The sequence below is a fragment of the Pandoraea oxalativorans genome (assembly GCF_000972785.3).
Lineage (GTDB): Bacteria > Pseudomonadota > Gammaproteobacteria > Burkholderiales > Burkholderiaceae > Pandoraea > Pandoraea oxalativorans.
In genome coordinates this window covers 865,177-878,565 of sequence record NZ_CP011253.3, presented here as the reverse complement: position 1 = coordinate 878,565, position 13,389 = coordinate 865,177, and the positions used below count along the sequence as shown (strand labels likewise).

Here is a 13,389-nt window from a genome sequence, read left to right as displayed (position 1 = left end):
ATTGCCAGCGCCCCGATGGAAAGCCCCGGCCCGATCGGGGTTCTCCATGACACACGCCCGACGCCCGCCGCCGACCTACATGCTGCGCATGCCCGCGTCCTCGTCCACGAGCGCCGACTTGTCGAGATAGTCGTGGAAGTGCACCGTCACCTGATCGGCTCCGAGCAACACCACCGCGTACGCGGGTGGCTCATGGCTCTGGCGGACCAGATCGACCGTGTGCATATCGAACGGCACCTGATGATTCAGGCCGCGCATCGTCGAGTACGGAATGCCGTGCCAGCTTCCGCACACCGGACGGTGGACGTGACCGAAGAACAGATGCCGGATGTTCTTGCGTGCGCCCACGCACTTCAGGAACGCCTCGGGATTCGCCAGCCCGATGTAATCGAGGCTCGGGATGCCGATACCGAACGGCGGGTGATGCATGAACAGATACACCGGACGATTGCCCGCCTCGTCCAGTTGACGCGCAAGCCATGCCAACCGTGACTCGCAGTACAGCCCGCCATGCTGGCCTTCGTCCAGCGTATCGAGCATCAGCAGCATGCCGTCGCCCAGATCGAAGCGACCCTGCACGAATCCGTCTTCATCGCGCAGTCGGTCGGGAAACGATCCGGTAAATGCCGAGCGCAGGTCATGGTTGCCCCATGAGCGGAAAGACAGGGAACGGTAAGCGGTCCAGTTGCTCGCGCAATGCGGCGTAGCCCGTCGCTTCGCCGCGATGCGTCAGATCACCGGTGATGACGCAGCACTGCGCGTCCGTGTGATGCTCGATAATGTCGTCGACGCACGCGACCAGACGCGCGTAGGGATCGAGTCCGTACAACGGTTCGCCCGGCGTGACGAGATGGGTGTCGGTGATGTGAATGAACTTTGCCATGCGGAGATGCTTTCCCGTGAGGAGTAACAGGTGTCGAGCGGATGGGCCAACCATGCCTGTCGCGCAAGAATAGCGTGTGACAGATGCACGTCATCGTACTCCCGGCGCTCAATACCGGGATGAGCGCCCCGCATCGAAAGGGGACCGGCATGACGATTACGCCGATCCGTTTGGTCCCTGCCCATCGCTCCCCCTTGCCCCCCTCGCTCCTCATCACTTACCGTTCGAGATAACGGCTCAGATCCCGTTCGCATTCGAGCATCGCCTGTTCGGCCTGCTGCGGCATGACCATCCCCTGCATGGGGAAGAACGTCACATCCGTAATGCCGATGCAGCCGAGCGCATGTCGAAGGTATGGCGTCAGAAAGTCGGGCTGACGCGCATTCTCGCCAGTGTGAAACCCGCCGGACCCGATGAGGACGATGGTCGGCCGATCGCGCAGCATTCCCACCTTGCCTTCGGGCGTGTTCGCGAACGTGCGCCCGATACGTAACACATAGTCGATCCACAACTTGAGCGCCGCCGGTACCGTGAAGTTATGCATCGGTGTGGCAATCGCCAGGAACGATGTCGCCTCGATCTCTTCGATCAGTTGCTCGGACAAGACGAAATGCGTCGGATCCGGCGCTCTCGAGGTGATGGCGGTGGCGTAATCGACCGAGATCGGCGGCAAAGGCGACGCGACCAGATCGCGCACGATCACCGGGCCGTCGCCGAAGCGCCGGGCGTTGTTTTCCAGAAACGTCCGGGCCATGCCGAAGGCACGGCTGGCCGGACCATGCGGGCTGGCGTTAAGCAGAAGACTTCTCATCGGGTCGCCTCGTGCGAAGTCGTCAACGGTTCCACGAAGTGCATGCCCTTCGCGAGCAGGCCGTTTCGGAAATAGAATCGTTGCGCGAGCGCCATATGCAGCCCGGTATCCAGCACGAAGTGGGCACATCCCGCCTCGCGGGCAATCGCCCTGACTTCGTTCAGCAACTGCGACCCTGCGCCGCCCCGCTTGTTGTCGGCAGCCACGACAAGATCGTCGACATAGACGAAATGGCCGTACAGCAGGTTCGTCATGTGACGGTAGCCCGCAAGGCCCAGCAGGCGTTCGCCGTCGAACACGCCCAACAGCCGGTAAGACGCCTTTCGCTGAGCCTCCACCTGCTCGACGAAAGCCTCGGCGCTCGCCAGGTGCGGGCGGAGTTCCTTCATGACGGGATAGGCCGCGTGCACCGCGCCGGGCGTCTCCAGGAATTTGAAAGTAAGCAACGTATTCATGATCTCTCTGACAGTGGTTCACCGAAGACTCTATCCACCGGGGTTGCGGCGGACCAGTGACAAGAACTGTCGGAACTTCCGGGACAAGACACGTCGCGCACATGCCATGCGCTACCGTGCCACCCATCCCTTCGCTTGCCCGGTCGCCATCTGCGCGCGAAGCTCCGCCACCAAATAATCGACGAACGACGCGATGCGCGCCGAGATCGCCGTGTTGCGGTAGTACACGGCGTGAATCGGCTGACGCACGTCCTGCGCCTGACGCGCCAGCACCGGCGCGAGACGGCCCGCCTCACAGTCACGCACCGTCATGAAATCGGACAGACACACGATGCCTGTCCCTTCCAGCGCGAGTTGCCGAAGCGTCTCGCCGCTCGACGACATCACATCCGGCACGATCCGGTACGGCTCACCGTCTGCGCCGAGAATCGGCCACACGTTCAGCGACTCCGGTTGCGAGAAGCCCAGCAGCGTGTGCTTTGCCAGATCCTCCACCCTGCGCGGATGTCCGTGCTTTTCCAGATAGGCCGGGCTCGCGAACATGCGCGTACGGCTGTTGCCGATGAGTCGGCTATGCAGTGTCGAATCCTTCAGTCGGCCGATCCGGATAGCCACGTCGGTGCGGCGCTCCAGCAGATCGATGAAACCTTCGTTGCTGTTGAGTTCAAGCTCCACCTCGGGATAGCGCTCACGATAGCCCGGCACTAGCGGCACGATCACGTGCAACATGAACGGCGTTGCGGCATCGACACGCAGGCGGCCGGACGGTTTTTCGCGTCGCGTGACCATCTGTTCTTCCGCGCTTTCGACCGAGTCGATGATGGCGCGCGCATTCAGCAAGAACGCTTTGCCCTCCTCCGTCAGTTCCAGCCGCCGGGTCGTGCGGCGCAGCAGCGTCGTCTTCAGCTTCTCTTCGAGCCGCCCCAATGTCCGGCTCGTGGCCGACACCGTCAGGTCCAGCTGCTGGGCCGCCGCCGTGATCGACCCGGTATCCACCACGGCCACAAAGGCTTGCAGTTCGTCGAGCGTGATTTTCATTGTTGATTTGAAATCAAAATAATTTCGTTTATAGGCTACTTTTTCCGCAAAAGTAAAGAGCGCAGACTGCCGTTCAACTTCACCGACCCGGGAATTCCCGTCATGAACCAGTCCTCCCCCCAAACCTCGACATCGTCGGCGCATGCCACGTTGTCGCTCCTGGCCCTGGCCATCGGCGCGTTCAGCATCGGCACGACGGAGTTTTCGCCGATGGGTCTGCTCCCTGTCATTGCCGAGGGCGTGCACGTCTCGATCCCGACGGCGGGCATGCTGATTACGACTTACGCCCTCGGCGTGATGATCGGCGCCCCCATCGTGACGCTCATCATGTCGCGCTGGTCGCGCCGCACGGCACTGATCGCGCTGATGGCCATCTTCACCATCGGCAACCTGCTCTCGGCCATCTCGGCGAACTACACGACGCTGCTGCTCGCCCGTCTGGTGACGAGCCTGAACCACGGCGCGTTCTTCGGGCTGGGTTCCATCGTCGCTGCCAGCGTGGTGCCGCGAGAGAAGCAGGCCAGCGCCGTCGCCACGATGTTCATGGGGCTGACGATTGCGAATATCGGCGGGGTGCCTGCCGCCACATGGCTGGGCCAGACCATCGGCTGGCGCATGTCGTTCGCCGCTACGGCCGGGCTCGGCCTGATCACCATGCTCACGCTGCGCTTCGCACTGCCCAAGGGAGACGCCGGACGCATGCCGGATATCCGCCGCGAGTTGTCGGTGCTGACACGCCCGGTCGTGCTGATGGCGATGGCGACGACCGTGCTCGGTGCGGGCGCGATGTTCACCCTGTACACGTACATCGCACCGACGCTGCAAACCATCACTGGCGCATCGCCCGGCTTCGTGACTGCGATGCTCGTGCTGGTGGGCGTCGGCTTCTCGGTCGGCAACATTGCGGGCGGCAAGCTCGCGGACCGCTCGATCAACACCAGCCTGATCGTTTTTCTGGTGCTGCTCGTCGCCGTCATGCTCGCCTTCCCGATTCTGGCCCGCACGCATATCGGCACCGCCCTCGCGGTCGTGGTCTGGGGGATTGCAACGTTCGCCCTCGTGCCGCCGCTGCAAATGCGGGTGATGCGCGCCGCCTCCGAAGCGCCGGGACTCGCGTCGTCGGTCAACGTCGGCGCCTTCAACCTCGGTAATGCCGTGGGGGCCGCCGCCGGTGGTGCCGTGATTTCCGCCGGCTATGGCTACACCGCCGTGCCCATCGTCGGCGCGCTGATTGCCGGATCGGGTCTGTTGCTGGTGCTGCTGCAGATGGCCGTGCACCGGACGCCGATGCAGACCGTCGGCAACTGAGTGCTCCCGATCATTGATTCAGATTCAAAAATGATTGACCTCTGACGGCGTTTATCTCATCAGTCGACGCCGCCAGAATGGTCCTCATCGCAACACGTCACGACACACAGCAGCACGTTTTTTGTCACCCAATTGATTAAGGAGCTCACGATGAGCCACATTCCCGCTTTCGGTCTCGGCACGTTCCGCCTCAAGGACCAGGTTGTCATCGATTCCGTTCGTACCGGCCTTGAACTCGGCTACCGCGCCATCGACACCGCGCAGATTTATGGTAACGAAGCCGAAGTCGGTCAGGCGATTGCCGAGTCCGGCGTCGCCCGCGACGATCTGTTCCTCACCACGAAAATCTGGGTGGAGAACTATGCCAAGGGCAAGCTCGCCGCCAGCCTCGAAGAAAGCCTCACGAAGCTGCGCACCGACTACGTCGACCTTACGCTGATCCACTGGCCCGCGCCGGACAATGGCGTGTCGCTCGAAGAGTTCATGACGGCGCTGGCCGACGCGAAGGCCAAGGGCTTGACGCGTCAGATCGGTATCTCGAACTTCAACATCGAGTTGACGAAGCAGGCGATGGCCGCCGTGGGCAAAGACGCCATCGCGACGAACCAGATCGAATTGAGCCCGTATCTGCAAAATCCGAAGCTCGTGGGCTTCCTTGAAGAACAAGGTATTCACGTCACGTCGTACATGACGCTCGCATACGGCAAGGTGCTGGGCGACGCCGTCATCGGCAAGATCGCGCAACGACATCAGGCCACGCCCGCACAAGTGGTACTCGCCTGGGCGCTGCAACGCGGCTTCTCGGTGATTCCGTCGTCGACCAAGCGTGAAAATCTGGCGAGCAATCTGCTGGCGCAAACGCTGCGTCTGACGGACGACGACATGGCGCAGATCGCCGCGCTCGAGCGCAACGGCCGCGAAGTCAGCCCGGACGGACTCGCCGCCAAGTGGGACGACTGATCGTTCCGGTCATCCCTGTCCACAGCTATCGAACCCTCACGTCGCGGCCCGAGCACCGCGACGACAACACAGCATTCATCATGACTCAGGATCCTCTGTTTCAACCGCTGCAACTCGGCGCGATCACGCTGCCGAACCGTATCGTGATGCCGCCGATGACCCGCTCGCGTGCGAGCCAGCCCGGCGACGTCCCCAACACCCTGATGGCCGAGTACTACGCGCAACGCGCCGGTGCCGGTCTGATCGTCAGCGAAGGCACGTACATCGCGCCGCTCGGCAAAGGCTATGCGTGGACGCCAGGCATTCATTCGCCCGCACAGGTCGCCGGTTGGCGCACCGTGACCGAGGCCGTGCATGCCGCTGGCGGACACATCTTCGCGCAGCTATGGCATGTGGGCCGACTGAGCCACACGAGCCTGCTCGGTGGTCGTCAGCCCGTCTCCTCGTCGCCGATTCAGGCCGAAGGCGTGAACGTCTTCATCGCTGGCGAAGACGGCGCGACGCCCGGCTTCGTGCAGGCATCGGCACCGCGCGCGCTGAGCATCAAGGAGATCGGCGAGATCGTCGATCAGTACCGCGCGGCGGCCCGCAACGCCATCGAAGCGGGCTTCGATGGCGTGGAACTGCACGGTGCCAACGGCTATCTCGTGAACCAGTTCATCGACTCGAACGCCAACACGCGGACTGACGCCTACGGCGGCTCGCTGGACAACCGTCTGCGCTTCCTGCGCGAAGTGACCGAAGCACTGATCGAGGGCGTGGGCGATGCGAAGCGCGTCGGCATCCGTCTCGCGCCGCTGACCACGCTTAACGGCTGCGTCGACGCCGATCCGGAAACGACTTATCTCGCCGCAGCGAAGTTGTTGGGTGAGCTGGGCGTCGGCTACATCCACATTGCAGAAGCGGACTGGGACGACGCGCCGGAGATGCCTGTCGAGTTCAAGCTGAAGTTGCGCGCGGTATACCCCGGCGTGCTGATTTACGCCGGCGGCTACACGGCGCAGCGCGCACGCGAAGCCGTCTCGGAAGGATGGGCCGACCTCATTGGCTTCGGCCGTCCGTTCGTGGCGAATCCGGACCTCACGGAGCGCCTGCGCGTCGGTGCGCCGCTGGCCTTGCATCATCGCGACACGCTGTTCGGTGGCGGTGCACGCGGCCTGACAGACTATCCGACGATGGTCAAAGCGGCCGCCTGAAGACGCTGTCTGCGCGAACTAGCGAACGGGCAGACCAGCGGATTTCATGACGCCGTGGCGATGCGCGCCTTCCCTGCGCGCGTCGCCCGCCAGCAGAGGATCGACCCGCCGCAGACCATGCACGCGCCCTGCCAGAAGGGCGCGGACAACGGCGTGTGCAGCAGCAGTGCAGCGAGCGCTGCGGACAAGACGGGAATGAAATACGACGCGCCGACGAGGATCGTCACATTGCCGCGCAGGATGCCTACGTTCCACGCCGCATAACCGAAGCCCATCGCGGCGGCGGCCAGCACGAGATAAACGCCTGAGTGCAGGTCGAGCGACATCGCACCACCGCCACCGGCGAAATACTTGATCCAGAGCGCGACGGCCACGAGCATGAAGAACGGCGTCACGCCATTCTTGCCCTCGGCGATTCGCGCCGTCACCGTGCAATACCCCGCCCAGATAATCGCGCCGACGAAGGCCAGTCCGTAGCTCAACGGGTTATCGGCAATGTTGACGAGCATGCCGGGCAGATCGAGTCCCTGATCGCCGCCGAGCACCCAGCAGATGCCGAGCATCGACAACACAAAACCGGGCACCACCAGCCAGTTCGCGCGCTGCTTGTTGAAGAGGATGGCCGAAACGAGGGTGAACGTCGGCCATAGGTAATTCACCATACCGACTTCAATCGCCTGACGCGCCGTATTCGCGTAGCCGATAGACAGCGACAGACACAGTTCATAGGCGACGAAGAGCAAGCCGCCCCACACCAGATAACGACGCGGGAACGTGCTGAGCTTCGGAAAGCCGACCGTCAGCACGAGGAACAGCGACGCCACCGAGTAAATCGCCGCCGCACCGCCGGTCGCGCCGAGGCTTTCGCTCACGCCGCGAATCAGCGCCACAATCGACGCCCAGAGCACTACTGCGCTCAGCCCAATGAGTGTCGCCTTGTTCCTGCTGTTCATGCGGTTTCCTGCGTCGATGAAGGGTGAGTGGCCAGCGCAGGATTATACGAAACGTGCTGCATCGTACGCACGCGATCCGCCCGCTACACCGATTCGGAAACGTCGGTGTGAAGCGTGTCGCGCCGTCGTTGCCCGCCATGAGCGAACCGGCGCACGCTTATCCGGCCAACCGCCGTGCCGCGCGCTCGCACTCCTCCACCAGACGCGCCATGACGTCTGCCGCTGCGGGCAAATCGCCGATCAATCCGGCCGATTGGCCGAGTTCGACCTTGCCCCACGCGACATCGCCATCGAGCGCCGCCTGTTTGAGCGAGCTGGACTTGAACAGTGCGTCGTACGCAGCGGCGTCCGGCGCTTCCTTGTCGGCCAGCAATACGCGCTCGGCGAATTGATTACGCGTCATGCGAACGGGTAGCCCCCGCACGCCGACGAGCGTCGTACCGTCTATATCGGTATCGAGTACCGCGCGCTTGTAGTTCTCATGCACGCCCGCCTCGCGCGTCGCAAGAAACCGCGTGCCAAGCTGCACGGCATCGGCACCGAGCGCCAGCAGCGCGGCCACGCCATAGCCATCTGCCACGCCACCGCCCGCGACGATCGGCAGGTCGAATTCGACGACCGCACGCCGTACGGCTACGAGCGTGCTCACGCCGTTCACAGGGGGATGCCCGCCCGCCTCTGCGCCCACGACGACAAGGGCATCCACGCCCGCATCCGCTGCCTTACGTGCGTGCGGCATCGTCGAGACCACGTGAATCCAGCGAACGCCGCGCGACTGGAAGCGTTCGAGATGCGCTTTCGGGGCGCCTTGCGACGCGATCACCACCGGCACGCCTTCCTCATCGATGACGTCGAGAAACTGCTCGGCCTGCGGGCGATACAAAGGGATGTTGACGGCGAAAGCGCCACCGGTGGCGGCTTTCACTTCGCGCACAGTGTCGCGAAAGGCATCGAGATACATCGGTCCGGCAGCGATCACGCCCAGCCCGCCCGCATTCGAGACGGCAATCGGCAACGCCGCGTTGGACGACGCCCAGCTCATCCCGGCCTGGATGATGGGATATTTGATATTCAACAGCCGAGTGAGGCGGGTCTGAAGCATGAAAAGTCCCTCGAAATACCGCGCAGACGCGCATTGACGATGCTCGTCAATCTAAGGTACATATGATTCATTGTCAAATAATTTACCGCAAAACCAACAACTCAGTCAGAGCCCCTCACCGGCCTCTTCCCGCTCCTGCTCCAGCATGATCCTCGCCTGATACGTGAGCTTGTCAAGTATCTTGGGCAACGCATCGCGCTCTGCGCGCGTGAGTACGGACAACAGACGGTCGTTGAGTTCTTCGGCGACGGGAAACACCTGCTTCACGAGATCGCGGCCTTGGGCCGTGAGCGAGATGACGACACCGCGCGCGTCGGCGCTGTCGGTGCTGCGTTGGAGAATGCCACGCGCTTCGAGCGCGGTCACCGTACGGCTCATCAGCCCCCGGTCGAACTGTGCCTGCTCGGCAAGCCGGTTGAGCGACATGCCGTCGCTGCTGTGCAGCAACGCGATGGAGCGCCATTCGTTGAGCGTCAGACCGAAGTTGCGCTCGTACACGCTGGACGAACCCTTCGTGTAGATGTTCGTCAGTTGGCGCAGTTGAAACGACGTGAGCTGCCGCAAGTCGGACGGTGCCGCGCTCGCCGGTTCGGGCGAGCGCGAGGGGTTGGGCTTGGGCATGTGACGAATCAGCCGGTAGGCGGGCAATGGAATGGCGTCATGCTATCGCCTCGCCAGTGCCCGGTCAAACCCGCACATGCCTTGATTCCGCACGGACTGCACTCCGTCTCGGGCGCGCAACCACGGATGCCCTCACTTACGGGAAACACCCTTGGGCAACAGCCGCGCAGGAATCCCCACGAGCAGCAGAATGCTGCCGAACAGCACGAAGCATCCGGCGACCTGCAAGCCGAGCGCGAGGCTGCCCGTCGTCGTCTTCACGTAGCCGATCACGCTCGGCCCCACCAAGCCGCCCAGCGCACCGATGCTGCTCACCACCGCAATCCCGGCAGCCGCACTAGCGGGCGCGAGGTACGTCGACGGAATCGTCCAGAAGACGGACAAACTCGAAAGGTGCCCCGCTGTCGCGACTGCCAGCAAGACCACGGCCAGCTCGACGTTATGCGACAGGTACGGCATGACCATGAGGCTCGCCGCCGCGAACATCAACGGCACCGACGCATGCCAGCGACGCTCGCGCCGACGGTCCGAATGGCGGCTCACGATCAGCATCGACACGATGCCGACCACCGGCGGAATCGCCGAGAGCAGACCGACGTGGAACGGATCTTTCACACCAGTGGACTGAATCACGAGCGGCGCGAAGAACGCGATGGTGCTCGCCAGCACATAGGCACAGAACGACACCAGCCCCGCCACGTACACGCGCCAGTCGCCCAGCGCCGCCAGCGTCCCTCCGTGGCCATGACCGCCCTTGCTCGCCTTTTGACGACGCTCCTCGTCGAGCACATTCGTGAGCCGCGCTTTCTCGTCGTCGCTCAGCCATTTGGCCTGCTCCGGACGGTCTTCCAGCGCAAAGAACACCACGACACCGAGCAGGATCGCGGGAATGCCTTCGAGCAGGAACATCCACTGCCAGCCAGCGAGTCCGTGAATCTGATGGAAGCTGCGCATGATCCAGCCCGACGTCGGCGCGCCGATCATCGTCGCAATCGGAATCGCGACAAACGACAACGCCGTCACACGCGCACGCCGCTCCGCCGGAAACCAGTAACTGAGATACAGAATCAGCCCGGGGAAGAAACCCGCCTCTGCCGCACCGAGCAGCATGCGTGCGACGTAGAACTCCGTGGGGGTGCGCACGAACATCATCGCGCATGAGACCGCACCCCAGAGCGTCATGATGCGCAACAGCGTCTTGCGTGCCCCCATGCGAGCGAGCATGAGGTTGCTCGGCACCTCGAACAGCAGGAAGCCGACGAAGAACAACCCCGCGCCGATGCCGTAGACGAGATCGCTGAAATGCAAATCCGCCTTGAACTGAATCTGCGCGATGCCGATGTTCGCCCGGTCGATGTAGTTGACGATGTAGCAAACGAACAGCAACGGCAGCGTGCGCCAGGCGATCTTGCGGTAGGTCGATTCCTCGACCACCTGACCGACCGCGCTCGCGCCAGGCGTGTCCGTCCCGCCGAACGGCTGTGACGCCGTCGTCGTATGTGAAGTCATGTCTCCTCCAATCTTGATTTTTTGATGAGGTTCGGTGGTGGGTCGGACGTCGTGTCCATCGACGCCCGACCGTCAGGTCTCAGGACAAACCGAACTCCCGAATCGCGTAGTCGCGCAGCTTGTTCTTCTGCACTTTCGAGCTACCCGTCATGCCGATACCGTCGAACGAATCGACGAATCGCAGATATCTCGGCACCTTGAAATTCGCCGCACGCGCGCGACACCAGTCGATCAACGCTTCGCTCGTGACCTCCGCCCCGGGGCGCAGCACCACGAACGCCGCAGGCACTTCGCCCAGACGGGCGTCCGGCACCCCTACGACCTGCGCCAGTTGCACAGCCGGGTGCGTGAACAGCGTCTCCTCCACTTCGGCAGGCGCCACGTTCTCGCCACCGACGCGGAACACATCCTTCAGACGGCCGAGCATGCGCATGCGCCCTCCGCCGTCGATCACGCCGAGATCGCCCGTGCGCAGCCAGCCGTCGTCGCTGAACGCCTGCGCCGTCTCCTTCGGCTTGTCGTAATAGCCCTTCATCGCGCTCCACCCGCGCACCTGAATCTCGCCAGGCTGGTTCGCACCGAGCACGTCGCCCGTTTCAGGGGACACCGTGCGGATCTCGATACCGGGATGCGGGCTCGCCCATCCGCCCACGCGCAATTCGAGCGGATCGCGCCAGTCGTTGAGCACCACGTTGGGCGACGCCACCGATTGCCCATACGCACCGACCATGTAAGGCACGCCCATCACGTCGTGAATCTTCTGCATGATTTCCGGTCCCGCAGCGGCCCAGCCGCCACGCAGGTGAATGCGCTCGCGACGGAATTCGGGGTGGCCCATCATCATGAGGAAAATCGTGTCGTTGCCGGACGTCAGCGTGCAGCGCTCTTCATCGAGGATGGTCAGCACGCGCGCGACGTCGAACGACGGCACCGACAGCAGGCACGCCCCTGTCACCAGCGATACGAGCAGCGACATCGTCGTGCCCGCCACGTGGAAGAACGGCCGCACACTGAAGTAGCGGTCATCGGCACGCACACCGATGCGCTGCGCCGACGCGGCGGCGTTCATCAGCATATTGCGATGACGCAGCAGCACGCCCTTCGGGAAGGATGTCGTGCCAGAGGTGTACTGAATCAGCAGCACGTCGTCGGGTGAGACTGCGGCACAGCGGCGCGCGACTTCGTCGCGCAACGCGGGCGTGTCCGGCAAAGCATCGAAATGCTCGACGCCTTGCGGCAAACCTCGCTTACTGTCGCCCACCATCACGGCACGGCGCAGCAGTGGCAGAAAGTCGCCCGGCAGTTGCGCATCGAAGGCAGGCTCGACACTGCGCAGCAAAGCCGTGTAGTCGATGTTGAGGAACGTGTCGACGTAGAACAGCACACGTACGTCGCCCTGACTCAGGCAGTAGTTCAGCTCGTCGGACTTGAATCGGGTGTTGACCGGCACGGCGACCGCACCGATCGACGCCGCCGCGTAAAACAGCACCACCCAATCCACCGAGTTGCCCATCAGAATGCCGACGTGCTCGCCGTGCTGAACGCCCAGATGCACCATGCGCGCAGCCGCCTGCGCGACGCGCTCGCTCAGCGTGCGATAGTCGATGCGCTCACCTTCGATCACCAGCGCTTCGGCGTCGGGTGTTGCATGCGCGCGCGCCGCGAGAATGGCGGGCAGCGTGACCGGCCCTTCGAGCCCGAACAGGCTAGCGTAGCCTTCATGCCCCACGTCGTGAACTTCAGGCATGACCGCCTCCCAGCTTCGTCTCCTGGTTTGCTGCATGATCGACATCGTTGCTCTTGCCGCTGCCGAAACGCGCAATCTTGCTGCCCCAGTCGGGACTTTGCAGCAACGTGTCGATGGCGAGCATCTCGATGGCGAGCGCACCGGCGGGGTCGGTCTCCACGCCACGGTCGATGCAATCCTTCGTGAGACGCATCGCCAGCGGCGGTGCGGCGGCAATCGTCTGCGCCATGACACGCACGGCGTCCAGCGCGCCGTCCGCTGGCACGATGCGCGACACCAACCCGGCATCGTGCGCTTCCTGCGCCGACAATGTGCGACCGGTGAAAGCCATGTCCTTGGCGAGACGCTTACCCACTGCGCGCGGCATGCGCTGCGTGGCGCCGACCGTCCCCCACAGCGCTTCGGGGGTGCGGAACGCGGCAGCGTCGGTCGCGACGATGAAATCGCACGCCATGGCGATCTCGCCGCCCGACCCGATAGCAGGACCTTCCACGAGCGCGATGCACGGCTTGCCGATCTGCTCGATGGCGTCGTAGGCGGAAAACGCCTTGATACGGCGTGCGCGCACATCGTCAAGACTCATCCCCTGACGCTCCTTCAGATCCGCCCCCCGCGCAGAACACCGGCCCGTTGGCGCGAACGATCACGCAGCGCACCGCGTCGTCGTCGCGCAACGCCTGAACGGTGGCGCGCAGTTCGTCGCACATCGCGGCGTTCAGCGCGTTGCGCTGCTGCGGCCGGTTCAGCACGACTTCGACGACCGCGTCCTGACGCACGATCTCCAATGTCTCCCAATCTTTCATGCT

Annotated in this window: 15 protein-coding genes; 3 read left to right on the top strand and 12 right to left on the bottom strand. The window is 63.6% G+C overall.

What is annotated here, in order from left to right; all coding sequences use genetic code 11:
- Positions 1-75: 75 nt before the first annotated feature.
- From MB84_RS31425 to MB84_RS03985, 5 genes are all read right to left on the bottom strand, one after another.
- Positions 76-600: a metallophosphoesterase family protein gene (locus MB84_RS31425; protein WP_281192318.1), complete on the bottom strand. Its 525-nt coding sequence runs from the start codon at positions 598-600 to the stop codon at positions 76-78.
- A 37-nt stretch (positions 601-637) separates the two neighbouring features.
- Complete coding sequence (locus tag MB84_RS31420) at positions 638-883, bottom strand: metallophosphoesterase (protein WP_281192317.1); 246 nt, start codon at positions 881-883, stop codon at positions 638-640.
- A gap of 217 nt (positions 884-1,100) precedes the next feature.
- A complete protein-coding gene (locus tag MB84_RS03995) occupies positions 1,101-1,694 on the bottom strand; it encodes an FMN-dependent NADH-azoreductase (protein WP_046290843.1) in 594 nt (197 codons plus the stop codon).
- On the bottom strand, positions 1,691-2,149 hold the full coding sequence (locus tag MB84_RS03990; RefSeq protein ID WP_046290842.1) for a GNAT family N-acetyltransferase: 459 nt from the start codon (positions 2,147-2,149) through the stop codon (positions 1,691-1,693). Before MB84_RS03990 ends, MB84_RS03995 begins: the two co-directional genes overlap by 4 nt.
- 111 nt (positions 2,150-2,260) lie before the next feature.
- Positions 2,261-3,187 (bottom strand): LysR family transcriptional regulator, encoded by a 927-nt coding sequence (locus MB84_RS03985; RefSeq protein WP_046290841.1) that lies wholly within the window; start codon positions 3,185-3,187, stop codon positions 2,261-2,263.
- Positions 3,188-3,289: 102 nt separating this feature from the next.
- Here MB84_RS03985 and MB84_RS03980 point away from each other — a divergent pair, with 102 nt between their 5' ends.
- From MB84_RS03980 to MB84_RS03970, 3 genes are all read left to right on the top strand, one after another.
- The gene (locus tag MB84_RS03980; protein ID WP_046290840.1) at positions 3,290-4,495 is read left to right on the top strand and encodes an MFS transporter; all 1,206 of its coding nucleotides are present in this window, start codon (positions 3,290-3,292) and stop codon (positions 4,493-4,495) included.
- A gap of 150 nt (positions 4,496-4,645) precedes the next feature.
- Positions 4,646-5,455 carry a 2,5-didehydrogluconate reductase DkgB gene (gene dkgB, locus MB84_RS03975; protein ID WP_046290839.1) on the top strand — a complete coding sequence of 270 codons (810 nt, stop codon included), beginning with the start codon at positions 4,646-4,648 and terminating at the stop codon, positions 5,453-5,455.
- An 80-nt stretch (positions 5,456-5,535) separates the two neighbouring features.
- Positions 5,536-6,651: an alkene reductase gene (locus MB84_RS03970; protein WP_046293388.1), complete on the top strand. Its 1,116-nt coding sequence runs from the start codon at positions 5,536-5,538 to the stop codon at positions 6,649-6,651.
- A 44-nt stretch (positions 6,652-6,695) separates the two neighbouring features.
- On the opposite strand, the gene yddG is transcribed toward MB84_RS03970, so the two are convergent.
- The 7 genes from yddG to MB84_RS31415 all read right to left on the bottom strand — a co-directional run bounded on the left by yddG (position 6,696) and on the right by MB84_RS31415 (position 13,386).
- Positions 6,696-7,604 (bottom strand): aromatic amino acid DMT transporter YddG, encoded by a 909-nt coding sequence (gene yddG / locus MB84_RS03965; protein WP_046290838.1) that lies wholly within the window; start codon positions 7,602-7,604, stop codon positions 6,696-6,698.
- Between the two features lie 157 nt (positions 7,605-7,761).
- On the bottom strand, positions 7,762-8,706 hold the full coding sequence (locus MB84_RS03960; protein WP_046290837.1) for an NAD(P)H-dependent flavin oxidoreductase: 945 nt from the start codon (positions 8,704-8,706) through the stop codon (positions 7,762-7,764).
- Between the two features lie 105 nt (positions 8,707-8,811).
- Entirely contained in the window at positions 8,812-9,327 is a 516-nt protein-coding gene (locus tag MB84_RS03955) for a MarR family winged helix-turn-helix transcriptional regulator (RefSeq protein WP_046290836.1), read from the bottom strand.
- Positions 9,328-9,459: 132 nt separating this feature from the next.
- Entirely contained in the window at positions 9,460-10,836 is a 1,377-nt protein-coding gene (locus tag MB84_RS03950; RefSeq protein WP_046290835.1) for an MFS transporter, read from the bottom strand.
- 79 nt (positions 10,837-10,915) lie between these two features.
- Complete coding sequence (locus tag MB84_RS03945) at positions 10,916-12,583, bottom strand: AMP-binding protein (protein ID WP_046290834.1); 1,668 nt, start codon at positions 12,581-12,583, stop codon at positions 10,916-10,918.
- On the bottom strand, positions 12,576-13,166 hold the full coding sequence (locus MB84_RS03940) for an enoyl-CoA hydratase/isomerase family protein (RefSeq protein WP_281192316.1): 591 nt from the start codon (positions 13,164-13,166) through the stop codon (positions 12,576-12,578). The genes MB84_RS03945 and MB84_RS03940 overlap by 8 nt, the downstream gene beginning before the upstream one ends.
- Positions 13,156-13,386 (bottom strand): enoyl-CoA hydratase/isomerase family protein, encoded by a 231-nt coding sequence (locus tag MB84_RS31415; protein WP_281192315.1) that lies wholly within the window; start codon positions 13,384-13,386, stop codon positions 13,156-13,158. Before MB84_RS31415 ends, MB84_RS03940 begins: the two co-directional genes overlap by 11 nt.
- Positions 13,387-13,389 lie beyond the last annotated feature (3 nt).

Bases quoted from the DNA above. Each gene is read 5' to 3' on its own strand.
- MB84_RS31420 (WP_281192317.1), bottom strand. From the start codon at position 883: ATGGCAAAGTTCATTCACATCACCGACACCCATCTCGTCACGCCGGGC.
- MB84_RS03995 (WP_046290843.1), bottom strand. From the start codon at position 1,694: ATGAGAAGTCTTCTGCTTAACGCCAGCCCGCATGGTCCGGCCAGCCGT.
- MB84_RS03990 (WP_046290842.1), bottom strand. From the start codon at position 2,149: ATGAATACGTTGCTTACTTTCAAATTCCTGGAGACGCCCGGCGCGGTG.
- MB84_RS03985 (WP_046290841.1), bottom strand. From the start codon at position 3,187: ATGAAAATCACGCTCGACGAACTGCAAGCCTTTGTGGCCGTGGTGGAT.
- MB84_RS03980 (WP_046290840.1), top strand. From the start codon at position 3,290: ATGAACCAGTCCTCCCCCCAAACCTCGACATCGTCGGCGCATGCCACG.
- dkgB (WP_046290839.1), top strand. From the start codon at position 4,646: ATGAGCCACATTCCCGCTTTCGGTCTCGGCACGTTCCGCCTCAAGGAC.
- MB84_RS03970 (WP_046293388.1), top strand. From the start codon at position 5,536: ATGACTCAGGATCCTCTGTTTCAACCGCTGCAACTCGGCGCGATCACG.
- yddG (WP_046290838.1), bottom strand. From the start codon at position 7,604: ATGAACAGCAGGAACAAGGCGACACTCATTGGGCTGAGCGCAGTAGTG.
- MB84_RS03960 (WP_046290837.1), bottom strand. From the start codon at position 8,706: ATGCTTCAGACCCGCCTCACTCGGCTGTTGAATATCAAATATCCCATC.
- MB84_RS03955 (WP_046290836.1), bottom strand. From the start codon at position 9,327: ATGCCCAAGCCCAACCCCTCGCGCTCGCCCGAACCGGCGAGCGCGGCA.
- MB84_RS03950 (WP_046290835.1), bottom strand. From the start codon at position 10,836: ATGACTTCACATACGACGACGGCGTCACAGCCGTTCGGCGGGACGGAC.
- MB84_RS03945 (WP_046290834.1), bottom strand. From the start codon at position 12,583: ATGCCTGAAGTTCACGACGTGGGGCATGAAGGCTACGCTAGCCTGTTC.
- MB84_RS03940 (WP_281192316.1), bottom strand. From the start codon at position 13,166: ATGAGTCTTGACGATGTGCGCGCACGCCGTATCAAGGCGTTTTCCGCC.
- MB84_RS31415 (WP_281192315.1), bottom strand. From the start codon at position 13,386: ATGAAAGATTGGGAGACATTGGAGATCGTGCGTCAGGACGCGGTCGTC.